Genomic DNA, 22183 nt, shown 5'->3' with positions numbered 1-22183 from the left:
AATCATTCCGTTTATATCCTTCTTGCATAAGCGTGGCCATCATCTGGGTAAAACCATGAAATCTATTCCTCAAGACGGAAGATCCGGTGCTGCATGCTAAGGAACGCCGGCTTTCCAGACTCGTCACGCAGCAACTCACCAACCGTTCCTTGATAGGGACCATCTGTCATGATAACCATGTCTTCACCCGCGCTACTCATCGAAATGGGTGGAGGGTTCTCATAGATTTGGAGGTCTCCCAATGGTTTGAATAAGCGCTCAGCCATGAGCTGGTCGTTGTCAAAATAGATTCTGTAGTCTTCATTATCCCCTAACCAAAGACCTTCGAAAGGTTCAAGGGAACTACGATCCGCAGGGATTGCAACCAAGGGTATTTTCTCAATATCCAAATACTTTTTGAGAGCCAGTGCGATTACCGCATCGTACACCTCAATGCCACGGTCGCTGTTCGTAAGAACAACGATCCCGAATTTCTTATCCGGTGCAAACAGCATCTTGGCGGTAGCCCCTGCCGACCGACCGGCATGAGAAACGGTTCGCACACCGCCGATATCCTCAACGAACCACGTAACGCCGGTGTATTCACTCAGCTCGCCTTCGACCAGGGGACTGTGCGCCATATCCAGCAACTTTCGAGACAACAGTTGACTGCCGTCCTTGTCCTTACCATCAAACTGAAATTGGAGCCACTTCATCATATCGCTGACATTACTGAGTATGGCTCCGGCCGGATAGACGCTGCGCGGAAAAGGCGCAAAGCTGACCTGAGGTTCGGACGTCCCGTCGATTACTCCGGCATGGCCAACAGCAAAGCGGTCTGCCATTAGTTCCGCCATGAAGAAGGAGGTGTGGGTCATGCCCAGGGGCAGAAACAACTCGTTCTTAACTTGTTGTTCATAAGATTTTGCGCCGCTTACGACTTGAATGAGGCGTCCCGCAATGATGAAGTTGTTATTGTTGTAGGCCCAGACCTCGCCATAAGGTGTGCGTTGCGGTAGGAATCGAAAAGCCCGCACGGCCTTCTCCAGGGCATCTTCCCCCGAACTGGGATCCTCAAAGTAGTCGCCTTGCCAGCCAGTCCGGTGCTGGAAAAGGTCGATGACCTTCGCCTTTTCTGAAGCCTCTCTATCCAGGACCGAAAACTCCGGGAGATACTTCCGAACCGGGGTTTCGAGGTCGAGCTCTCCGCGTTCTGACATTTTAAGAACTACGGTGGACGTAAAAGACTTCGATATGGAGCCGATATAAAACACGGTGTCTTCAGTGACAGCCTGAGGGTCGTCAACATTGGTAATGCCGAGGCCGGCCATTTGGACCTTGCCATCGTGCATAATCCCAATGGCTATACCTGGCACTTTGATCTCGTCCATGAGTCGCTGAGCTTCGCTCCTGATTTCCTCAAACCGCGTGTCCATGTTGTTCTGGGCAGCTGCCGGTTGAACTGCAACAAATGACGAGGCTATTACAAAGATAAATAGCGCTATGTTTCGTTTCATGGGGCTTTTCTTTTGAAACATTGCGTTTATCTCATTTGAGTACCTGACTATATTTTTCATGATGTTTCCCAATCGCCATTTTTAAGATTTACAGTGTTCAATCCATTACGAACCAGTTACCTATTTAATATTGTTTTTGTAGATTTGGCCGTCCTTCATGATCAGGTCGATATTGGCGTCGTAGTCCTCAAGAATGCTGATATCATCCAGCGGATTACCAGCGATCAGAAGTAAATCGGCATAGGCGCCTTCGGTCAACACACCCAATGGGTGGGGGTACGGACTCCGGGGGCCAGACATCGAAAGCAATTCGGCATTACCGGAGGTCGCCTGACGCAGGATTTCTGCCGGTTCGAACCATTTTGTGCGCAGCGTGAATTCTTCGTTCTGGCGAGCCATCAGGGCAGGATCGCCAATGACGTCCGTTCCAAAAGCGACCTTTTTATAGCCTTTCTTCTTGATCAGCTTAAACATGTTGTCGAGCTCGGAAAGAGCCTGCGCGAAGCGCGCATTTACTTCCGGCGTCTGACCTGCCGGTGTATTTACGAAGACGAGCGCCTGAACGCTCATCCACACATCATTCTTGATGACAAAATCAAGGGTCTCTTCATCAATGAAAGTGGCGTGCTCTATGCATTTTACGCCGTTTTCGACAGCGAGCCTGATCCCGCGAGTGTTGTACACGTGGCTCATGACGTAGGTATTCCAGTTCTCAGCAGCCTGCACCACCGCTCTGACTTCTTCGGGCGTCATCTGAACCACATCGAGCGGATCATTCGGTGACGCGACGCCACCACCGGTGAATATCTTGAGCTGCGACGCCCCGCGGCGGAATTGCTCACGAGCGGCGGAGATCGCTTCATCGGGGCCATCCACTAGTGCGGACATTCCTTGGCGCTCAGCCCAGAAAGACTGGGTTTCCAACAGCTTTGGCGGATCGTTCGGCAGTCGGTAATCACCATGCCCGCCGGACTGCCCGATGCCTGCACCGGACACGTAGATCCTCGGGCCCGTTACCATACCTTCATCGATGGCGCGCCTGAGGGAGAACAGGTTACCCGCCGCATCACGCGCAGTCGTAAATCCGCGCATCAACATCTTTTCAGCTTCGTCAGCCGCCTTCAGGGCGTAGTAACTTTCGTCCAGCGCATTGAGTTCTGCGTAATTGACCTGAAGCATGATGTGCACGTGGGCGTCGATGAACCCCGGCGTCATGGTGCGCCCACCCCCGTCAATCACCGTCGCACCCTCGGCCTTAATCGGGTCGGTCGAGACGCTTTTGATCAGGTTGCCTTCGACGAGCACATTGGCGTTTTCGATCCGCTCAGGACTCACGCCATCAAAGACGTGCACATTCGTAAAAAGCGTACGCGCAGGATCGTCCTGCGCAATCGCGACAGAACAGAATCCAATGATGGCAACGACTGCTGTCAAAATTTTCACTTTTATCTCCTAATCATCTGAGATTTGACTGGGCTTTGATGACCTATCGGAAGATGTTCTTGTAGATTTTGCCGTCCTTCATGATCAGGGCGAGGTTCTTTTCAGGCTCATCGAAGAGGTGGAGGTTCTCGAGCGGATTGCCGTCGACCAGCAGGAGATCCGCGTAGGCACCTTCTTCGATCACTCCGAGTTTGCCCGGGTAGGGATTGCGCGGTCCGGACATGGCCAACAATTCCGCGTTGTTCGTCGTGGCCTGGTTGAGGATCTCCACGGGGGTGAACCAGCGGAGACGGAATGAGAGCTCCTTGGCCTGTTCCGCCTTGGCAGCAGGTGGACCCATCAGATCGCTTCCCAGGGCGATCTTCACCTTGTACTTTTTCGCCGCGGCAAACATGGTGTCCAAGCCATCTTTTGTGGCTTTCTGCTTGGCCTTCTGCTCCGGGTTCCAGTCGGCTGGTGCTTCGCCGAGGAAAAGTCCGGTCTGGGTGCTGAGGAAGGCACCTTTCTTGGCCAGCAGTTTCATCGTTGAGTCCGTCAGAAGATTGCCGTGCTCGATCGACATGGCGCCGGCCTCGAGCGCCAGCTTGACGGAGGCGTCCGTATAGGAGTGCACCGACAGATAGGTATTCCAGCGTTTGGCTTCGTCCGCCGCCGCCTTGATCTCGTCGAATGAATACTCGGTGATATCCAATGGATCACGCAGTCCGCTGACGGCGCCGCCGGTAAACATCTTCACGAAATTAGCACCCTTGCGCATCTGCATCCGCGCGGCGGTCAGCACCTCCGGGACGCCGTCCGCGAAGATGACCAACTGGACGCGTTCGACCTCAGTGAAATTCGAACCGCCCATCTGGCGAGGCTCGGTATTGAGCGTCCTGAAGTCCCCATGCCCAGAGGTCATGCTGATCGCGGCGCCGGAGCCCCAGATGCGCGGCCCCGGGAAGAGCCCCTCGTCAATGGCTCGTTTCGTACCGAAAACCTGCCCGGCAGTATCACGGATACTCGTGTACCCGCGCATCAGCATGGCTTTTGCCTCCACGAGCGCGAGAGCGGCCTGGTAATCAACTGGAGCATCGAACATGGCATAGGGGCTCGAGATGACCCAGGCAAGGTGGACGTGAGAGTCGATCAGCCCCGGAGTCATCGTGCGGCCTTTCGCGTCGATCATCGTCGCCACGGCAGGCGCTTCGATCGACTTGGCGATTTTCGCGATCTTGTTGCCCTCGACGAGCACGCTCATATCGGCGACGAGCTTGTCGCTGCCGTCGAAGATATTGACGTTGCTGATGAGCGTCAGTTTCGGCTCGGGCGACTCTACTGCTTGTGCGAAACCTGGCATACAGGCAATGACAACCAGTAAAGCGATTAAGAGATTTTTGCATTTCATTTCTTAACACCTTACGCTCGTATCGAGAGCCTTTTGTAAGGTTCTCGACCAGCTTAGTTAACAGTGTTCTTGTAGATTTCCCCATCCTTCATGATGATGACGAAGTTCTTTTCCGGGTCGGCGATCAAGTCGATGTTCTCGAGCGGATTGCCGTCGACCAGGAGCAGGTCGGCATACGCACCTTCCCGAACCACACCGTTGTCACCGGGGTAGGGATCGCGCGGCCCGGAACGCTTGAAGATCTCGTAGTTCTGGCTGGTCGCAATCTTCAGCACTTCCCAGGGCTCGTAATAGCGGGCGAGCTTGGCCAACTGCGCCCCCTGACGCTCGGCGCCCGCGGGATTGCCCTGAGTGTCAGTACCGAATCCGGAGAGCAGGTCGTATTTCTGCGCTAACGCGTAGGCAGTATCGGTTCCTGAGATCATCTCGTGGTACTTTTTATAAGCAAATGAATCTGGAGGGAATGGAACAGCATCCTCATCGTCATAGAAGGGCTGCAGGCAGATCGAAGTATTCATCTCCTGCATAAGTTTTGCTGTTTCCTCGTCAATCATCTGGCCGTGCTCGACATTCCGGACACCGCCGCGAATCGCATTCTGGATAGCCTTCGCGGTATAGGCGTGAACGGTCACATAGGTGCCCCAGTTCTCCGCGACTTCAACCGCTGCAGCGATTTCCTCGATGGTGTATTGCGATACGTCGAGTGGATCCGAGGGTGAGGCGACCCCTCCACCGCCCATGAGCTTAATAAAGGCCGCCCCATGCATCAGGCTCTCACGCACGCGCTGCATGACTTGCGCCTTGCCGTCTGCGATGGCGATCGAAGCCATCCCTTCCTGAGGGGTAAGATCCCGTGAATAGCTTCGAGGTATATCAATCGGGCTACGGAAATCGGCATGTCCAGATGTTTGGGAGATCATTGCACCCGCAGCGTAGATCCGAGGGCCAACAAACAGACCCTCGTCGATCGCCGCCTTTAAATCGAATACAGGGCCGCCCGGGTCTCTAACCGAGGTGAACCCTCGCAAAAGCGTCTTTTCCGCCCCATGGGCCGCCACCAGATTCAACTTGCCCAAACCCGCCTCAAACACGTCCGCACCCATATAGGCCGCCATGTTGTGCCAATGACAATCTGTGAGGCCAGGCATCAGGGTGCGCCCTTCACCGTTGATGACGTGACCGCCAGCCACAGCAACAGGCTCTGTGGAGACCGAGGTGATCTTGTTACCCGTCACGACGACGTTGGCATTTACAATCAGGGCTTCGTTAACGCCGTCAAAGACGTTGACGTTCGTGAACAGGATCGGCCCAGAAGCGTCCTGGGCAGCGGCCGGCAGGGGGACACTCGCGGCAAGCGCAAGCGCTGCGGTTAGGCTCTTGAATCTGGAACTTTTCATTTTTTTAGTCTCGATTGACGACGACAAAGTCGGGCTAAATCCTTAGGATACTCACTGGTTCGGGTCAAAAACTCTGGGCTCAATGTTAATCTGGTCTAAGCGTCCTTCAGCCAATACAGGGAAACGAATTGGTTTACCTGGAAAAACCTTTTGCACCACAGAATCTTTTACTACCACTACCCCATTAACCAATACATAGGGCATCCCGGTGGAAGGTATTGCGCCCATTCCAGGCTCATAGGTAGAGTTGTCTCTAACGGTATCTGGATTGAAAACTACAATGTCTGCATCCATACCTTCCTGAATACGTCCTTTGGTTTTAAAGTGAGGAATACCGCCCAACTCGTCAAAATATTTGGCGTGCAGGTAGCTCATCTTGGAAATGGCTTCCATTAAAGGCATGAGTTTTTCTTCGCGAACCATGCGAAGCACCTTGGCCCGGGTGCCTGCGCTGCGTGGATGGACTGACTTACCCTCATAGGGTGAATCCCAAGGGTAGTATTGGCCCTTTTCATCCTGGATAGCCATCCCGTCAGAGACAACAACGACTCCTGGCGCCGCCATCCATTTGCCGATGTCTTCCTCGGGATTGTTGTAAATCACAATCGCCCTGCCGGGATCATTCTTGCGCACATCCTCATACATCGCCTTGTCCCAACGGGTGCCATCAAGGTTCGAAACGTCCGAATAGGTGATCCCCATTTGAGCCATACTCGATTCCGAGAGAATATCGGTAGAAGCAATGGTAGAACCGGCTGCATAGGGGTACACCTCACCCCATACCTTGGCGCCTCTTTCTTCTCTTGCGGCGTTAATCAAAGGAATGGTGTATTCCCAGTCCATGACGGAGTTCAGGTGTACTGCCATAAAAGGCGCATCCAAAACCATGGCATTGGCCAGCATCTCCTGTATGCCTAATGCCCCCTCAGTGGGTGGACGAATACCTGCGAAGCGTACATGTCCATTTGAAATACGACCGTATTTTGCCGCCAACTCCTGATATTTATACAATTCGTACGAGGTGACACCTGTGGTCATATAACCGACAGGAATACCCACACCCAAGGCGCCCTGCCGAAGGCCTTCGTCGACATAGCTCATGATTTTGGTCATTTCTTCTTTGTTGGGTAAGGTTGATGACCAGCCCGGCTTGCGGCCTTCTGCCTGGGCCTTTTTGGCGGCACCAGGCACCACTGTCGTGAATAGCGTGCCCATTTCATTTCCACTAGCCGCTATCTCAGGACCGTCTAACACCGATACACGGGCAAGCGTTGCGAGCACGACCATGCCGTAGTTGGCCTGGGTTTTTCCCGCGTGATCCGCATACCATTTGGCAATATCACCGGCGCCTGCTTCAAAATCCATCTGAGTGGTCAAGCCATCACGTAAATTGACCTTGCGGCTAAATGGATCGGTTGCGTGCTGGTGCCCCTCAATAAAACCCGGTGCGACGACGTGGCCGCTGGCGTCAATGGTTTCTTTACCGCTGATTGCCTTTTTAGTGATAACAACAATTTTGCCGTCTTTGACGCCAACATTACGTACGCCATCGAAGTTGGTCTCAGGGTCCATCACCCTGCCGTTGTTGATCACGACATCGTAATCGGCAGCCATTGCCGGTATGACAATCACCTGGGTTAGTATTAGTACACTTAAAAGCGCTGTTAGCCGTTTCATTCTCGTTGTCCTGCCCAAAAGTAAAATTCACGCCTTGGAAGATTTCATCGGCGGCAAGGCTTTGCTGCCAGGCCCTGGCATCTGCTAATTGTTACCCCACGGTAATGACACAACCCGGGTCACACTAAAACGAATCTGCCAATCGGGACCGAATGGATCGGGTTGCTCGATGTAGTCCCAATATTGGAGACCGAACTTCCAGGGATTGCCATCAAGGATTGTGGTCTTGGACACACCGAAACCAAGCGGAAACGTCCACTCCTGTCCGCTTTGCGCCTCGTGGTTGTAGGAGAAGGTCGGAGACGAGCTAATCTGCCAGCCATCACTGAGGTTAAACGTGTAAAAATACTGTCCACCGGTGATACTTGTTGAAAAACTGTCCTCGCCAGCAACGTCCCACTGATGCGAGACGAGCAAACCGACCACACCCCATTTGGCAACCTTTCCAACAGCGACCTCGGGGCCCAGCAACCACTGGTCAAGACCCAGTGCGTCGTCTGTTGCCGTGGGCAAAGCCCCCACAATGCCACCGACCACCACATAGCCACCTGGAAGACTTTTGCCCACCGCGGCATCAAATCCAATATCCCCAAGGTCGACACCTTTATTATCGAATCCGCCTGCTGTCGGAACGTCTTGAGAAATAACAACCGGCACAGCGGGCCGCAGGTAAAAGTTGGTAGTGTCGTTGATCGGATAGGGAAGGACGGGTTGAAAGGTCAAGCGAGTTGCGCTCTGATCAGATGCCCCCGGCAGGTCGCCTTTATAAGTAAAGTAGTCGAGATTGAAGTTCATTGACCCAAGCACAGAGTTCGGATCTGACAACTGCCTGGCAACCTCGTCGGCTGACACCGCCTGTTCTTCTTGAGCAAGAGCGGTAACGCTAATCGTAGAGAGGACACAGATTGTGATCAGATGACTAAAATCGGATTTCCCTTTCATGTTTTGTTCCTAAGTCTTTATTAATAGAGATATTCCCGGATACGACCTGTGTAACCGAAAATGCAGGAGCCGTTCTGTGAGAACTCTTGTATCCGCCGTCATTCGAAGGCTCCGTCCGTTGGGCCTTGTTATTACCGCTGCCTGCGGTCAGCTGTTTTATAATTTGATCTCACCACGGAGGGCCAATGCTTGGAATTGTCCCTGGGGGCAATTAAAAAGGGCCAAGGGGTAGTGCTTCTAAAGATGTGGTTTATAAAGGAATGGCTTGCTTTACGGCGTCGAGCAACGCAGTTCCGCTGAAGGGTTTGAGAAGGCAGCTATGAGCGCCGGCGCCCTCGGCCAGGCTATGCAACTCGGGTGTATCAATACCGGTGATGAGGATGCAGGGTGGGCAGGGACTTATCGCCATTAGGGTGCGGCACAGATCAAGGCCGGACATCCCGGGCAAACCTATATCGAATACCAGGCAAGCGCTTTGCTTTACACGGTCAATGCCAGCCTCCAGTAGCGCTTCGGCGGATGCATGGGGCGTAATGCGATATCCCGCCGCTTCTAGCATGCGTTGTATCGCTCGGCGCAGGCTTGCATCGTCCTCGACCAAAATTATGCCCAATCGGTGATCTGACATGAGGTCTGCCCAGAGTTGAAGTGCGGGTAACTCGCCCGCTTGGAATAAAGCATCCTTTGGATCAAGCGTTTGCGCTATTGGCTTCGGGGGCGCCTGCCCTGCCCTTCGGTGCAAAACAGGGGTTGGAAAAAATTATGAGTCTTCTCGTTTCATCTGATCCGGGAGGAGAGGCAGCAAGCGGGGTTCGAAAATCTATTCCAGGTGGAGTCTGTTCGCGATTTTGATGAGGTCTAAGAACCGATGGACATGGAACTTTTCCATCACGTGGGCGCGATGCGCCTTGATCGTGCGCTCGCTCGTGCCCAGATCGTAGGCGATCTGCTTATTGAGGCGTCCAGCTATGATTTGCTTGAACACTTCGCGTTCGCGTGGTGAGAGAGAGTCGTAGTCCGCCTGCAAATCACGGTCTCTGGCTTGCGCGTCACGTCGAGCGCGATCCCGTGCGATGGCTTCTTCGACAGCTCCGAACAGAGCGTCACGTTCGACGGGTTTGGTCAGAAAATCCACGGCGCCAAACTTCATCGCATGCACACCCATACCAATATCGCCGTGCCCCGTAAGGAACACCACCGGCAGGGCATCGGCACGCCGATTTAGAGCTTGATGCAGTTCAGGGCCACTAGGGCCCCCGGGCATCTCCACATCCAGCAAAATGCAACCTGCGCCGTCGTCATGCCAATTCAGAAGGAAATCCCCGGCTCCGGAATAAGTGCGTGTTCTCAGTCCGGCTGCGCCTAAAAGCCGCCCAAGAGCCGTCCGAAGCGATTCATCGTCATCAATAATATGCACAATGGCTGGAGCATCCTTGCTCATATCATTTCGTCCTCTGAAGGTTTGCTGGTTCCTCCAGGAAATACCGTCGGAATGCTCATTCGAAACAAAGCCCCCCCTGCAGGATGGTTTTCTGCGGTAACGCTGCCATTATGGTATTCGACAATTGATCGCACGATAGTGAGGCCGAGGCCCAGCCCCTGGGACTTGGTAGTAAAGAACGCTTCGAACAACTGGGGCAATTGCGGTTCTGGCAAGCCGTTGCCGTGATCCCGCACAGTGATTTCGACATCTCCAGCCCGCGACAAGTTGGTTCCCAGTTCAATGATTGCTGCCTCCTGGGGAACACCGTCGAGTTCGTCCATCGCATTCAACAACAAGTTTAAAATTGCCTGCCGGAGCAGAACTTCATCCCCGTATACCCGAAGTTCCTGAGATCCAAAATCAGTCAGGATCGTCGCCCCCCGGCGCGCCGCGATCGGGGACGCCAGGTGCAAGATGCCTCTAAGCAGATCCTGCAGGTCGACCTCCGGTAACTCGGGTTGGCGTTTCTTTGCAAGGGCTCTGACCTGACGAACGACTTCGCTTGCCCGCACGCAATCCGTGCTGACGTCCTCCAGGATCAGGCGAACTTCGTCAAGATTCGGGTCGGATTGGGCCAGCAGGAGTTTGGCGGCATCCGCGTTGCTCATTATCGCGCCAAGCGGTTGATTTATTTCGTGCGCTATTGAGGCAGAAAGCTTTCCAACGACCGCCAGTCGGTGTGTGTGCATCAGTTGGGCATGGTGCGGACCTGTCGCATCCTCGATATCAAGGGGCAAGCCTCGCATTGTGTCTTGGTTACGGGCCGACGCTGCTTGTCGTTCGTCTTCTTCCAATTTCACCATGTCTACCATCCTGGTGCCCGCAGCAAAAGATACCAATCAGATGGGATTACATCACGTTGGCATCGCCTCCTCAGCATCATTGATACTTGGCACTGATGCTAATTGGACCACTCCATTTGACCAAAATATGATCATTATAGTTGTTAATGGCAACCTGTTTTCACCCAGTTTTGACCTGAATCATATTCTGCTAACCAGCACCAAACTCCAACGGTTTCTGGTGGGTCAAGGTTGAGTGCGGCCGATGACCTGATTGCCATCTTAGGTATATAGAGCTGGCCGCCGAATTTAGTTCTTTGTATGGAAACTAAAATCAGCTCGCTATTCCAGAATTCACTTTAAGTTTGTTTAGCACTTTGTGTGGATTTCGACTGGTAAGTCACTGATATACGGTCGCGAAAATTTAGTACTCTGTTTGGTCGTCCATTGGATGCCCACAGAAACTGCTAATTATTCGGCAGTTTGCGCAACCGCTGCTGCCCACTCATCTTCTGTCATGTGATTACGGCGCGGCGTTCAACGTTGTACTCCTGAATGAGGTTTTCCAGGTTTTCGCGTTCGGTTGAATAATCCCGGCTCAAAGTCTTCAGTCTTTTTGAGTAGTGCTGCACTGTAGTTGCGTGTTGGCTGATCAACTGTTCCCTTTCAGCTGATAAAGTCGCAAACTTTTCAGCCCTCGCCGGGTCATCGATCTCGTCCATAATCAAATTCTGGAAATCGGCACGAGTTTCCGCGTGCTGCTTTTCCAACTCATCCGGATTCGAGTCTCTTGATTGTTCCGCTATCAGTTCTGCGCAACAGTCGGTGTGTATGCATCAGTTGGACTTGGCAGCGCCTCATGAGCCCGGCTGGTTTGCAGGCTCGACTGAAACTGCCACCGCCTCGGTGTAAGTGACCAACACCTGGTCTCCGGCATTGACTACCTTGAAGTGATCAGGATTATTCACGAGAAGCTCAAATATTCGCCCCTGCGGGCCTTTAAGCGTAATTGTGCCTTTTTCAGGAGAAACAGCCACAACATCGGCGAAGGCTTGAACGATTTGCCCTACCCCGCCAGCAGGCTTCATACCGGGCTCGGCCCGCGCCGCAGCGGAACCGATTGTGACGTCCGTGTCGTCCGACCGGACTTTTTGTAAGGTCAACGACAGCGACTGCGTGTACTCAACAACAACCTCATCGTTCAAGCCGATCTGATTAAAATTGCGAATACCCTCGCCCGCCACCACTTCAATTACGTCTCCATCAGGAAGTTCAAGCATCAGTGTTCGAGTTTCTTTTTCGATACCTTTGACGACTGCCGAAGCCGAGATGGTGGTGGTGCGGGTTGCGCTGCCTGCCCGACTTTCAATGATCGATTGCTCCTGCGGGGCTTTCTGTGCCAAAGCGGGCAACGATACTATAGATAAAGCCAAAACCTTGATGAGTAACAAACGGTGCATTGTGGTTTCCTTATTTTTGATTAACAGTATTTGTGATAACGGGTCTTTTTAGAACCGCATGCCCAATCCCAGGTATGGGCCGCTTGCGGTTATGTTCCATATGGTTCCCTCGTTTTTGTAATCCCAATAGAGTTGCCGATAACCGACCTTGGCGTTGAAATTCCTGGCAAATTCCCAGTTCGCGCCGAGCATGAACTGATAGGTCAGATCGGAACCACCGCCGCCGACATCTGCATAACCCAGCAAAGACCATTGTTTGTTGAGCGGGTGTAATGCACGTACGCCGACCACAACATCGGTCCAGCTCTCGGAGCCGCTGGCGCTCGTGGCACCACCGGGAAAAACGATGCCAGGGCTCGTCGTAATAGCAACGCTGCCATCAGTCTCCAGCTTCGTGTATCGCGCCGCTCCAACCAGATCGACAGCGGTGGTTTCGTCCAGCACCCGGAACGCGACTGATCCTTGATAGATGTACATTTTGCCAGACACTTTTAAAGCACCAGCGACCTCCACATCACCAAAAGGCCCGGTCACACTCTCCGAACCTTCATCGGACAACTTCATGTACACGCCTTCAAGACCGTAGGTCCATGGCCCCTTGCTTGCCGTGAATAAGCCCATAAAACCTTGGTTCAGGTTATCCGCTATGTCACTGAAGGAAGCATCCACATCGCTGGTGACACCGCGGATACCGATTTTTCCGTCCATACCAGCTGCAAACAAATAGGGTGCGACTTCGTATTGCCAGGCATCACTCGGGGCCGAAAACGCGATCTGGCTTCCACCGCAGCCCAACAGGACCAGCGGAATCGCAAATAGCTTGTTGGTGCGCATGGACTTATCTCCATATGGTCATGGGCTGTCCGCGTTTTTGGCGCTGAGCCCACCGGCACGGGGTTCTTCCGGAAGGGGTAATAAGAAAAGCCTGGCGATCTCCCCTGCCCCAAAGCGTCTTTTCACGACATAAAAGCAGTTGTACACAAGTAGCGCGCCACAGAGAGCAATAGCATTTGCCCAGACATGGTCCGCATCGGCTCGCTGGAACAACGACATCAACGACGGACCAAAGCCGCCATGCTCGTGCCTGCCTTCAAAGGCCTTCTCAAGCACCAGCACAACAAATACACCCAGACTGTAGAGGGCCGTGCGCACCAGGACATCCACCCAGGCTGGTTGTTTGCGCGTCAAACTGCCCAACGGAACATGCTCCAGCACAAGCACGACCTTGGCGAGGACCATTGCGCCAACCAGCACCAACGACAGGCCTTTAAACTCGATCTGATATTCCGCCAGTACCAGAACTTTGAGCACCATCAGCAGGCCAATCCAGACAGCAAAGTACAGCGTTGTCACTGCCACTTCCCGGATCTCGTGCATCAGCTTCTGCACAAAACTCATCGTGGGCGGTCCAGCGACCAGACGATCGAACATATGACGAGAATCGAGAGCTGTCTGCGTACGTGCATGAGGAATTACTCCTGTTGAAAATCGTTAAAGGAGGTATTCGCACCTAAAAATCAAATTTGAGATAAGCCAGCGCACCCTCGTATTGCCAGTTCAAGTCTCCCTGAAAACTGCTTTTTGAGACCGCAACGTCGAGTTCAACAGCATTAATACCAACGCCAATCGCAATGGCTTTAGTCACGCTGAAATCGAGACCGACAAAGACGTCGTAAAGCGATCCCTCATAGTCTCCGTAGTCAACGGCAAAAATTTCTCCACTGCCGCGGATAGCCCATCGCTCAGCAAAGCGGTGTTCGCCGCGAAGACCGATTACTGGCAATGGTGCTGTCAGGTCATTCGATTCGACACTGCCGCCGCCAGAGCCAGAGAGAGTCGCGCTCATGTCTGCTATGTACAGGCCAGCAGTGGCGCCAAGAAAGCTGCGATCCCGTTTCAGAAACATCCAGGTGTATCCCAGCTTATAGATGGCCAGGTCCATCTTTGTCTCTACAGTGCTGCTGATAGGGTAAGTTGTGTCCTCCCAGATGATTTCCCTCTCAATCTGTTTTGATGAAGAGCGGGACAGATCGAACGCACTGAAATCGAATCGATGCTTTTCGGCAAATCTCCAGTAGGCATCGACACGGAACACCGTATCCGACTTCTCGAGTCCAAGGTCGTCCTCCAGGTCGACGTCCGTTCCCCGGCCAGATTCTCCATCCACTCTCGTTTGGCTTTCACGATCTGTAAAAAAAGCACCGATGCTTATGCTAAATCTCGGGTCTTCTTCAGCGATCGCCGTGCTCGTGATAATCAGAAATATAAAAAACGAAATGACGCGCATGTGATCCCTCCTCCACGTTCATAGCTTCACTATTCCCCTATAGCTGTCCGGTCGCTATCAAGAAAACGCATAGCGTTTCCGAACGGTCGCGCCGCCCGTCGATTACGAACGCTCCGGGCTCCCCTCACCTGTCAGGCTCTGGTGCAAGGTGGCGGAAGGTGATTCTCCGAACAGCCGCTTGTAGTCGAGCGAGAACTGGCCCATGTGTTGGAAGCCGCATTCTCGGGCGATACTCGTAACTGTGGTCGTGGAGGGGTCGGCATGCTGGAGTAGCATCCTGGCTTTCCTCAGTCGCTCCCGTTTCAAGAAGGCCATTGGTGTGATGCCGTAGGTGTGTAGAAAAAGATAGCCGAGCGTTCGCTTGCTTACACCAGACGCTTCAGAAAGATGACCGAGTTGGATTCTTTCTTTCATATGTCGTGCGATGTAGGCAAGCGCTTCATCCAGTCTGCTTTGATGAGTCGATCTCTTGATTTGCATGGTCTGAATAATCGAGAACACCCTTAGACGCCAGATTGCGTAAGAGTGGATTCTATTGCGGTGAGAGACGGCTGCGCTATCGTGATTCCGCATGGATGCGGGTTGGCGGGAGGAAATTGTATATCAGGCGTACGGTGACTATCGGGTCGCCCGAGCAAGCGTCTGGCTCGGGCACTCACCAAAGGCATTCTTGTACTGGGTAGCAAACAGGCTCAGGTGGCTGAAGCCCAACCTGAGCGCCTCGTTTGTGACTGTGGTTTGGCCACGTGACGCCTTAAGTCTGCTGCGTACCTGGTGAAGCCGCATCAGGCGTAGATAGCGGGACGGGCTCGTACCGAAGGCATCGGCGAATGCATATTCCAGGTATCGACGGCTAACATTCATCGCAACGCATAAGACATCGATGCTCAACGGCTCTTCGGTTCTCTCGCGCATATAACGTTCGGCTCGCTTCGCGACAATGAAATGCCCCCTGGCCTGAGAACTGACTTTCGCCGGAGGGACATCCATGGCGCTCAGAACGGCACCCAGCATATTGCGGAGATCGGTCACCAACCACTCTTCCGCTGGGCCAGCCAACGGGCTCTCTGTTAGTCGAAATACGTTTGAGATGGCCTGTTTTAGCTCCGCAAGCGTTTCGGGGGCGGGACGAGTGGTGATGCAGGAAGCCACCTGGGTTATGTTCGTCCGAGAAGTGGATTGTTCGATTACATCAATCCACGCGGGAGGAATGATAAGAGATGTCCACCCGTACATTGTCGAAGCATAGCCACTAAGCTCCTTGCCAGGTGGGAACACTAACAATTGCGAGTCATCGACGTGATTGCCGTTCCAGGTGGCCTGAGCGCCTCTTGTGAAGACACCAATACTGAATCGCCCGGGGTCCAGTTCGCCCATCACACGGATGGGCAGGTTGACTGCACCGACATCGATTGAAAGGTCGCCCAGTGACATCTGATCAAGCGCGACGTCGAGATTGCCAGACTTCAGTTGGATAAATTCCAGGTTCGAACCGCTGATGGCATGGTTAACCTCGTCCAGATCATGAAACACCGGAGGCTGGTAATGGTTCCCTGAAATACCACGTGTCGCGTCCATGGATCGCTCCCTGCGATTTCTCGATAGACATAGTTAAGATTAAGCCCGCTGTGACCCCACCGCAAGAAACCTCTCAATAATAAATGCAGCGCATATCCTCCCTACCCACACGGCCCTGGGCCCTCCGTGTCTTGCGCATAACTGATAGCGCCTGAAAGACGCACCGGTGATGATTAAGAAGGAGCTTTAAACAAGTCACCGGTTCGCACACGCGAAAAAATGGACATCAAGCAGGAGCAATTGCTGTGAAAACATCTGTTCACGCCACGTTCAAACTCACCATTGCGAGCGTGTTTGCGTTGGTCTTGTTGCCGGCCGGGGCTGCCAGCGCTGCTGCACCCGCTGTAACGCCAGCGGAAGCACGCGCTATCGCCAAGGAAGCCTATATCTACGGCTACCCCATGGTGGACGGCTACCGCATCCAATACGGCTACTTCGTTGACAAGACCGACCCCGAATATAAGGGACAGTGGAATGAGATCCACAACATCCCGCGCGTCTACACCCCGGAGGACAAGGCCGTCCAAACGCCCAATTCCGACACGCCGTATTCCTTTCTCGGTGCAGACCTTCGCGCCGAACCGCTCGTTCTGACGGTCCCGGAAATTCCGGAAGGTCGCTATTATTCGATTCAGTTCATCGACGCCTATACGTTCAACTTTGCTTATGCCGGCAGCCGAACCACCGGTAACGAAGCGGGTAGCATCATGCTGGCTGGCCCGAATTGGAAGGGCGAGAAACCGCAGGGAATCAAGGAGGTCATCCAGTCAGAGACCGAGATAAACACCCTTATCTACCGCACCCAGCTTTTCGATCCGACCGACCTCGACAACGTGAAGAGAATTCAGTCGGAGTACAAGGTGCAGCCCTTGAGCCAGTTCCTCGGCCAGCCCGCGCCCACCCCCGCACCGGCCATCGACTTCATCAAGCCGATCAGCCAGGAAGAACAGAAAAGCTCGCTCGAGGTTTTCAATATCCTGAATTTCGTCCTGCAATTCAGTCCGACTGTTCCGTCCGAGAAGGAACTCATGGAAAGGTTCGCCAAGATTGGCATCGGCGCCGGAAAGACCTTTGATCCCACAAAGCTTTCCCCTGAAATGAAGAAAGCCTTCGAGGCAGGCATCGGCGACGCCTGGAAAGAATTTGCGGGCGGCGCGAAGTTATTGGCGGAAGGTAAAATTACCGCCGGCGATGTCTTCGGTACGCGCGAATCCATGAACAACAATTACTTCTATCGCTGGCTCGCAACCATTGGCATCTGGGGGAATTCAAAACAGGAAGCGATGTATCCTATTTATTTTACTGACGCTAGCGGCCAAAAGCTCGATGGCGCTAACCGATATACTCTGCATTTCCCTAAGGGCCAACTGCCACCCGCGCATGCGTTCTGGTCGCTCACCATGTATCAGTTGCCTGAGAGCTTGCTGGTGGCCAATCCTATCGACCGCTACCTCATCAATTCGCCGATGCTGCCGAAGCTGAAAATGGATACCGATGGCGGCCTCACGCTCTACATCCAGCACGAGTCACCCGGCAAGGATCTAGAGTCCAACTGGCTTCCTGCGCCCAAGGGACCATTCTCAGCCTATCTGCGCATCTATTGGCCAGAAGCGGCTGCTCTGGATGGTACGTGGACCGCTCCGAAACTGGAAATGGTGAAACAGGACAGCGAAAAGGTAACCGTCGACAACTTCGTTCGCGCTGAGGCGGATACGTACTTTAAGCGTTATGAAGCTGTTGGCGGATTTGGAAAACTGGTCCATATCCGTCAGCCGACGCCATTGGATAAACAAGATGTTATCCGTATGAATCAGGACACCCTGTATTCTATCGGGATCTTCGATTTAACAACCCCACTCACCATTACCAAGCCAGACACCGACCGCTGGCAATCAATGCTGCTGATTAATCAGGATCACTCGATTCTGCCTGCGATCTATGAAGCGGGCACTTACACGTTCACCCAGGAGCAGATCGGAACTCGTTATCTCGCGGTGGTTTTCCGGACCCTTGTGATTGCGAATGACCCCGATGACGTCCTCCAGGCGAACGCTTTGCAGGATCAGATAACGGTGCAACAGGCAGACGCGGGCGCGTTGGAGGTCCCGGACTGGGACGAAGAGTCACTGGCTACAGTGCGTGACGCGCTCAATATCCTATCTGCCACCCTTAGCGACACGTCTGTCATGTTTGGGGAAAAAGACAAACTCAATCCGATCTACCATCTTCTTGGAACGGCGTTTGGCTTCGGGGGCAACCCGAAGAAGGACGCAATCTACATCAACGCCTATCCCGATCAAAACGATGGCTCGGTGAACCACAGACTGTATGTCAAAGACGTCCCTGTTGATGGGTTTTTTTCAATTACTGTCTACAACAAGGACGGCTTCATGGAAGCGAACGACCTCGGGATCAATTCGATCAACAACTTAACGGCGACACCTGATCCAAACGGAGGGGTTACAGTATTCTTTGGTGGTTGCGACGACGGTCGGGTGAACTGCATACCCATTACCAATGGGTGGAATTACCTCGTGCGCCTCTATCAACCGCGTCAGGCTCTCCTCGACGGCAGTTGGTCATTTCCTGATCCGACACCTGTGAAATAGATCTGAAAGATACGGCGGTCATGGAACAACTGATGGACTCTTCGTCACTGTTCCTTGCCGCCAACACCGAAAGTCTCTACGGCATTTCGCCGCTAACCCATATATGCCAACCATCATGAACTTTTTTATCATTGCACTCGGAATTCCAGCAGTAATGATTACAGGCCTCGTTGGTTGTAATGCCAGCATACACAACGAGAGGCATGCCACACCTTCGGTCCATTACAAGGATGCCGAGTATGTCATCGACGGGACGCGTGTAACGCTGCATGATGGCTTTGCTGAGACCGCATCAGCTTCTAAATCCGCATCGAAGACCACTACTCGACACTTCGGCAATGAAGTCACGACTGATCTGGATGGTGATGGCCGTGCTGATGTTGTTTTTCTGCTCACCCAGGAATCAGACGGCTCAGGCACGTTCTTCTACGTCGTGGCAGCGCTAAATACTGCGGATGGATATCTTGGCTCACAGGGCTATCTGCTTGGCGATCGCGTCGCGCCACAGACGACAGAACTCAGCCAGGATCCTCGCCACAAGAATGTCATCGTCGTGAGCTTCGCTGACCGCGCTCCGGGCGAGCCAATGTCATCGCAGCCGTCAATAGGCAAAAATGTTTTGCTTAAGCTTGATCCCGACTCTCTCAGCTTTGGAGTGGTGGAGCAAGACTTTGAGGGCGAGGCCGATCCGGCTCGCATGTCCCTCACTATGAAGGATTGGACCTGGTTTTCTGCGCTATACAGCGACGGGCGTCAGATCGAACCCAGTCAACCTGACATATTCACCCTCTCTTTTACTGAAGACGGCCGCTTTTCGGCGACAACCGACTGTAATCAAATCAGTGGTGGTTATGTGGCTGTTGGCAAATCCATTTCGTTCGGGAAAATTGCCGCGACAAGGATGTTTTGTGAAGGGTCACAGGAGGCCGAATTTCTCGCGCTTCTTAACAATATTCAGCTCTATCATTTCACCTCGCGTGGCGAATTAATCTTTGATCTCAAGCTCGATGGCGGAACTGCCATATTCCGATAACGCGTTGTACAGATAGCGACGGCTTCGATACCCGCAATCCGGACGCTGAATTAAGTACAATGCGTGTTCATCCATCCGCCAACAATGTAGCTCGGGCTATTCTTGGATTGCTGGCGCTAAAGCTACTGGCAGTCTCTCACGAATGAACTCCGCAACGGCTTTTGTATGTGGTGGCACACCCAACCGTGATGGCATCAACAGGCTGAGGCTTGCGGATTGGGATATCCAGTCTGGCAATACCCGAATGAGCTGGCCGGCTTGCACGGCTGCTCTGCAGACGTAATCAGGCAATGCAGTAACGCCCAGGCCATCGATCGCGGCTTGCCTGATTGTCGACATATCCTCTGAGCAAAGCGCGATATGGGTATTCTGATGGGTTCGGAGGCCGTCTTTGTGCTGTAAGGGAATCGCCTCTTTCGCGCCAGCTCTTCCCACCTTTAAAAAACGACAACTGGCTAAATCATACGGTGTTTCCAGTTGTTCTAGCTGCTCCAGATAGCCGGGCGAGCAATAAAGCTGCCATTCCACATTGGCGATAAACCGCTGGATCAAGCTCGAATCAGGCAATTCGCCACTGTGCCCCCGAATGGCGATGTCTACTCCTTCAGTAATCAAGTCGACCATGGAGTTGGTGACGCGTTGTTCGATAAGCACTTTGGGATGCTGCCTAGCAAAATCAGTCACGATATCGAACAGAACGAATTGCGCCACACCCAGCGAACAGCTGATCACAACCTTTCCTGAAAGGTTTCCACTTTTATTGTCCATTGCTGCTTCCGTCAGTTCGAAGTGATCAACCAGCTTTCGGGCATGCTGGTAGAAGCTCTTCCCTTCTTCGGTTACCGCGACGTAACGGGAGCTTCTCTGAAGCAGTCTCACACCGAGGCGGTCTTCCAACTGAGCAACATGACGGCTCAATCGCGACTTGGGCATGTCCAATGCCTTTGCCGCTGCGGTGTATCCCTTCTTTTCAACGACATGCACGAAATAGAAGTAGTCGTTCAGGTCAATGTTCATCTCTGCGTCCTAAATATGGAACGAATAGTTCAGATTTTAGCCATTTTTATTCAAATACCAAGCTGCTAACTTTTATTCAAACCAGAAATGGAACGGAGAAAAACAATGACTCTTCAAGTTGCTCAACAATATGACTCGATGACAGCTCTTGCCCCAGTAACGGGAAGCCCACTGAGTGTGGGCGCGGGGTTCACGGGTGTGGGTTTTCGTCACGGGCAGTTCTATGGGGCGATGGATCCCTTCATCATGGTGGATCACTACACCATGACGGTACCGACCTTTGGTGCCCACCCTCACGCGGGCCTCTCGGCGGTCACCGTTTTGTTTGAAGATACGGAAGGTAGATTCAACAACCGCGATTCGCTCGGGAATGACTTCGACATTAACCCTGGCGACCTTTACTGGCTGACTGCGGGCAGCGGTGCCATTCACGACGAGTCACCGCGTAAAGGCGCCACGATTCATGGACTGCAGATTTTCGTTAACTTGCCCGCACGCATGAAGCGCCAGGCGCCGAGCTCCCTGCATGTGAAGCGAGAAGACATGCCGACCTTGAAGGGGCAAGGCTACAGTGTGCGGCTGGTTCTTGGCCAAAGCAATGGGGTCGAGACAGACGCAGCGTCGGTGTGGCCCGTCACCATCCTGGATGGTTTTGTAGACAAAACCTCTGTATTCGAACACCGCATTCAAACGGGTTTTAATGCCTGGATCTATTCAGTTGAAGGCGGCATCGAATATCAGGTGCGCGGCGAATGGTTCACTCTCCACCAGGGAGAGTCCAGCGCGATTAATGGTGCAGAGGGCGAGGCAGTCACAGTGCGAGGAAAGTCTCCTACAAGAAGCCATTTCGCGGTGCTTTGCGGTGAGACCATCAATGAACGTTTCGTTCAACACGGGCCGTTTGCAATGAGCACCCAACAAGAAATCGATGAAGTGGTTGCTCGCTATAACGCGGGTGAGTTGGGGCACCTTGAGTGAGGGAGAAATCCCCTTCCCCAGCGGCACAGCTATTCCATCAATCATTAACCCTGTCGAGGGACTGAACATGAAAGTTTTAACGTTTGCAGCGACCAACAGTCGCAAATCCATCAACAGACAACTCGTGAAATACGCCGCGAACAAGCTGGCGAATGCGGAGATCGATTATGTTGAGATTAATGATTTTGACTTGCCGATCTACAGTATCGACCTGGAAGAGCAGTACGGCATTCCAAAGTGCGCCCACGCCTTCCAGACCAAAATCGAACAAGCGGACGCGATTCTTGTTTCCTTTGCCGAACACAATGGCAATTTCACTGTAGCGTTTAAAAACCTCTTCGATTGGATGAGCCGAATTGGCCGACACGTCTACCGTGACAAGCCGATCGTTATGCTCGCCACTTCTCCGGGGCCAGGTGGCGGACACACCGTGTTGAAGCTTGCTGAAACCGCTGCTCCCTTTTTTAATGGGAAGGTCGTTGGCAGTCTCAGTATTCCAAGCTTTTTCGATAACTTCGATGTCGATCGCGGCGAGCTGACGAATAGTGATCTCGTTGAAAAGCTTGAACAGGTATTGGGTGCCTTTGAACCCCAGACCACCTAACGAGCCTCAG

General features: G+C 53.1%; 21 protein-coding genes. 4 read left to right on the top strand and 17 right to left on the bottom strand.

The window, feature by feature from the left end:
- Window positions 1-62 precede the first annotated feature (62 nt).
- The 16 genes from ACO06L_RS03270 to ACO06L_RS03195 all read right to left on the bottom strand — a co-directional run bounded on the left by ACO06L_RS03270 (window position 63) and on the right by ACO06L_RS03195 (window position 15932).
- The gene (locus ACO06L_RS03270) at window positions 63-1556 is read right to left on the bottom strand and encodes a serine hydrolase domain-containing protein (RefSeq protein WP_202374537.1); all 1494 of its coding nucleotides are present in this window, start codon (window positions 1554-1556) and stop codon (window positions 63-65) included.
- Window positions 1557-1616: 60 nt separating this feature from the next.
- Window positions 1617-2939 (bottom strand): metal-dependent hydrolase family protein, encoded by a 1323-nt coding sequence (locus tag ACO06L_RS03265; protein WP_202348596.1) that lies wholly within the window; start codon window positions 2937-2939, stop codon window positions 1617-1619.
- Between the two features lie 43 nt (window positions 2940-2982).
- Window positions 2983-4326: a metal-dependent hydrolase family protein gene (locus tag ACO06L_RS03260; RefSeq protein ID WP_202348597.1), complete on the bottom strand. Its 1344-nt coding sequence runs from the start codon at window positions 4324-4326 to the stop codon at window positions 2983-2985.
- A 53-nt stretch (window positions 4327-4379) separates the two neighbouring features.
- Entirely contained in the window at window positions 4380-5723 is a 1344-nt protein-coding gene (locus tag ACO06L_RS03255; protein WP_202348628.1) for a metal-dependent hydrolase family protein, read from the bottom strand.
- 51 nt (window positions 5724-5774) lie between these two features.
- Window positions 5775-7400, bottom strand: coding sequence for an amidohydrolase family protein (locus ACO06L_RS03250; protein WP_202348598.1), 1626 nt, complete (start codon window positions 7398-7400; stop codon window positions 5775-5777).
- A gap of 84 nt (window positions 7401-7484) precedes the next feature.
- Window positions 7485-8342, bottom strand: a complete 858-nt coding sequence (locus ACO06L_RS03245; RefSeq protein WP_202348599.1) for a hypothetical protein — start codon at window positions 8340-8342, stop codon at window positions 7485-7487.
- 250 nt (window positions 8343-8592) lie between these two features.
- On the bottom strand, window positions 8593-8970 hold the full coding sequence (locus tag ACO06L_RS03240; protein WP_202348600.1) for a response regulator transcription factor: 378 nt from the start codon (window positions 8968-8970) through the stop codon (window positions 8593-8595).
- A gap of 192 nt (window positions 8971-9162) precedes the next feature.
- Window positions 9163-9783 (bottom strand): response regulator transcription factor, encoded by a 621-nt coding sequence (locus ACO06L_RS03235; RefSeq protein ID WP_202348601.1) that lies wholly within the window; start codon window positions 9781-9783, stop codon window positions 9163-9165.
- Window positions 9780-10628, bottom strand: coding sequence for a sensor histidine kinase (locus tag ACO06L_RS03230; protein ID WP_202348602.1), 849 nt, complete (start codon window positions 10626-10628; stop codon window positions 9780-9782). Before ACO06L_RS03230 ends, ACO06L_RS03235 begins: the two co-directional genes overlap by 4 nt.
- A gap of 494 nt (window positions 10629-11122) precedes the next feature.
- Window positions 11123-11377 carry a hypothetical protein gene (locus ACO06L_RS03225; protein ID WP_202348603.1) on the bottom strand — a complete coding sequence of 85 codons (255 nt, stop codon included), beginning with the start codon at window positions 11375-11377 and terminating at the stop codon, window positions 11123-11125.
- A gap of 87 nt (window positions 11378-11464) precedes the next feature.
- Entirely contained in the window at window positions 11465-12067 is a 603-nt protein-coding gene (locus tag ACO06L_RS03220) for a hypothetical protein (protein ID WP_202348604.1), read from the bottom strand.
- A gap of 48 nt (window positions 12068-12115) precedes the next feature.
- Window positions 12116-12901, bottom strand: a complete 786-nt coding sequence (locus tag ACO06L_RS03215) for a hypothetical protein (RefSeq protein ID WP_202348605.1) — start codon at window positions 12899-12901, stop codon at window positions 12116-12118.
- An 18-nt stretch (window positions 12902-12919) separates the two neighbouring features.
- Window positions 12920-13498: a hypothetical protein gene (locus tag ACO06L_RS03210; RefSeq protein ID WP_202348606.1), complete on the bottom strand. Its 579-nt coding sequence runs from the start codon at window positions 13496-13498 to the stop codon at window positions 12920-12922.
- A gap of 79 nt (window positions 13499-13577) precedes the next feature.
- Entirely contained in the window at window positions 13578-14354 is a 777-nt protein-coding gene (locus tag ACO06L_RS03205; RefSeq protein ID WP_202348607.1) for a hypothetical protein, read from the bottom strand.
- A gap of 102 nt (window positions 14355-14456) precedes the next feature.
- A complete protein-coding gene (locus ACO06L_RS03200; RefSeq protein WP_227716163.1) occupies window positions 14457-14768 on the bottom strand; it encodes a helix-turn-helix domain-containing protein in 312 nt (103 codons plus the stop codon).
- Between the two features lie 204 nt (window positions 14769-14972).
- Entirely contained in the window at window positions 14973-15932 is a 960-nt protein-coding gene (locus tag ACO06L_RS03195; RefSeq protein WP_202348609.1) for an AraC family transcriptional regulator, read from the bottom strand.
- A gap of 245 nt (window positions 15933-16177) precedes the next feature.
- Between ACO06L_RS03195 and ACO06L_RS03190 the strand changes: the two genes are divergently transcribed.
- Together ACO06L_RS03190 and ACO06L_RS03185 are read left to right on the top strand one after the other, a co-directional pair.
- Window positions 16178-18541, top strand: a complete 2364-nt coding sequence (locus ACO06L_RS03190) for a DUF1254 domain-containing protein (RefSeq protein WP_202348610.1) — start codon at window positions 16178-16180, stop codon at window positions 18539-18541.
- A 115-nt stretch (window positions 18542-18656) separates the two neighbouring features.
- Window positions 18657-19574, top strand: coding sequence for an META domain-containing protein (locus ACO06L_RS03185; protein ID WP_336143669.1), 918 nt, complete (start codon window positions 18657-18659; stop codon window positions 19572-19574).
- Between the two features lie 96 nt (window positions 19575-19670).
- Here the strand turns inward: ACO06L_RS03185 and ACO06L_RS03180 are convergent, their stop codons facing one another.
- Complete coding sequence (locus ACO06L_RS03180; RefSeq protein WP_202348612.1) at window positions 19671-20591, bottom strand: LysR substrate-binding domain-containing protein; 921 nt, start codon at window positions 20589-20591, stop codon at window positions 19671-19673.
- Window positions 20592-20696: 105 nt separating this feature from the next.
- Here ACO06L_RS03180 and ACO06L_RS03175 point away from each other — a divergent pair, with 105 nt between their 5' ends.
- Window positions 20697-21569 carry a pirin family protein gene (locus ACO06L_RS03175; RefSeq protein WP_202348613.1) on the top strand — a complete coding sequence of 291 codons (873 nt, stop codon included), beginning with the start codon at window positions 20697-20699 and terminating at the stop codon, window positions 21567-21569.
- A complete protein-coding gene (locus tag ACO06L_RS03170; RefSeq protein ID WP_227716160.1) occupies window positions 21562-22173 on the top strand; it encodes an NADPH-dependent FMN reductase in 612 nt (203 codons plus the stop codon). The genes ACO06L_RS03175 and ACO06L_RS03170 overlap by 8 nt, the downstream gene beginning before the upstream one ends.
- Window positions 22174-22183 lie beyond the last annotated feature (10 nt).

The sequence above is a fragment of the Marinobacter sp. genome, assembly GCF_965229985.1.
Taxonomy (GTDB): domain Bacteria; phylum Pseudomonadota; class Gammaproteobacteria; order Pseudomonadales; family Oleiphilaceae; genus Marinobacter.
Note: the sequence above shows the minus strand (reverse complement) of the source record. Positions and strands in the feature narration are given on the sequence as shown.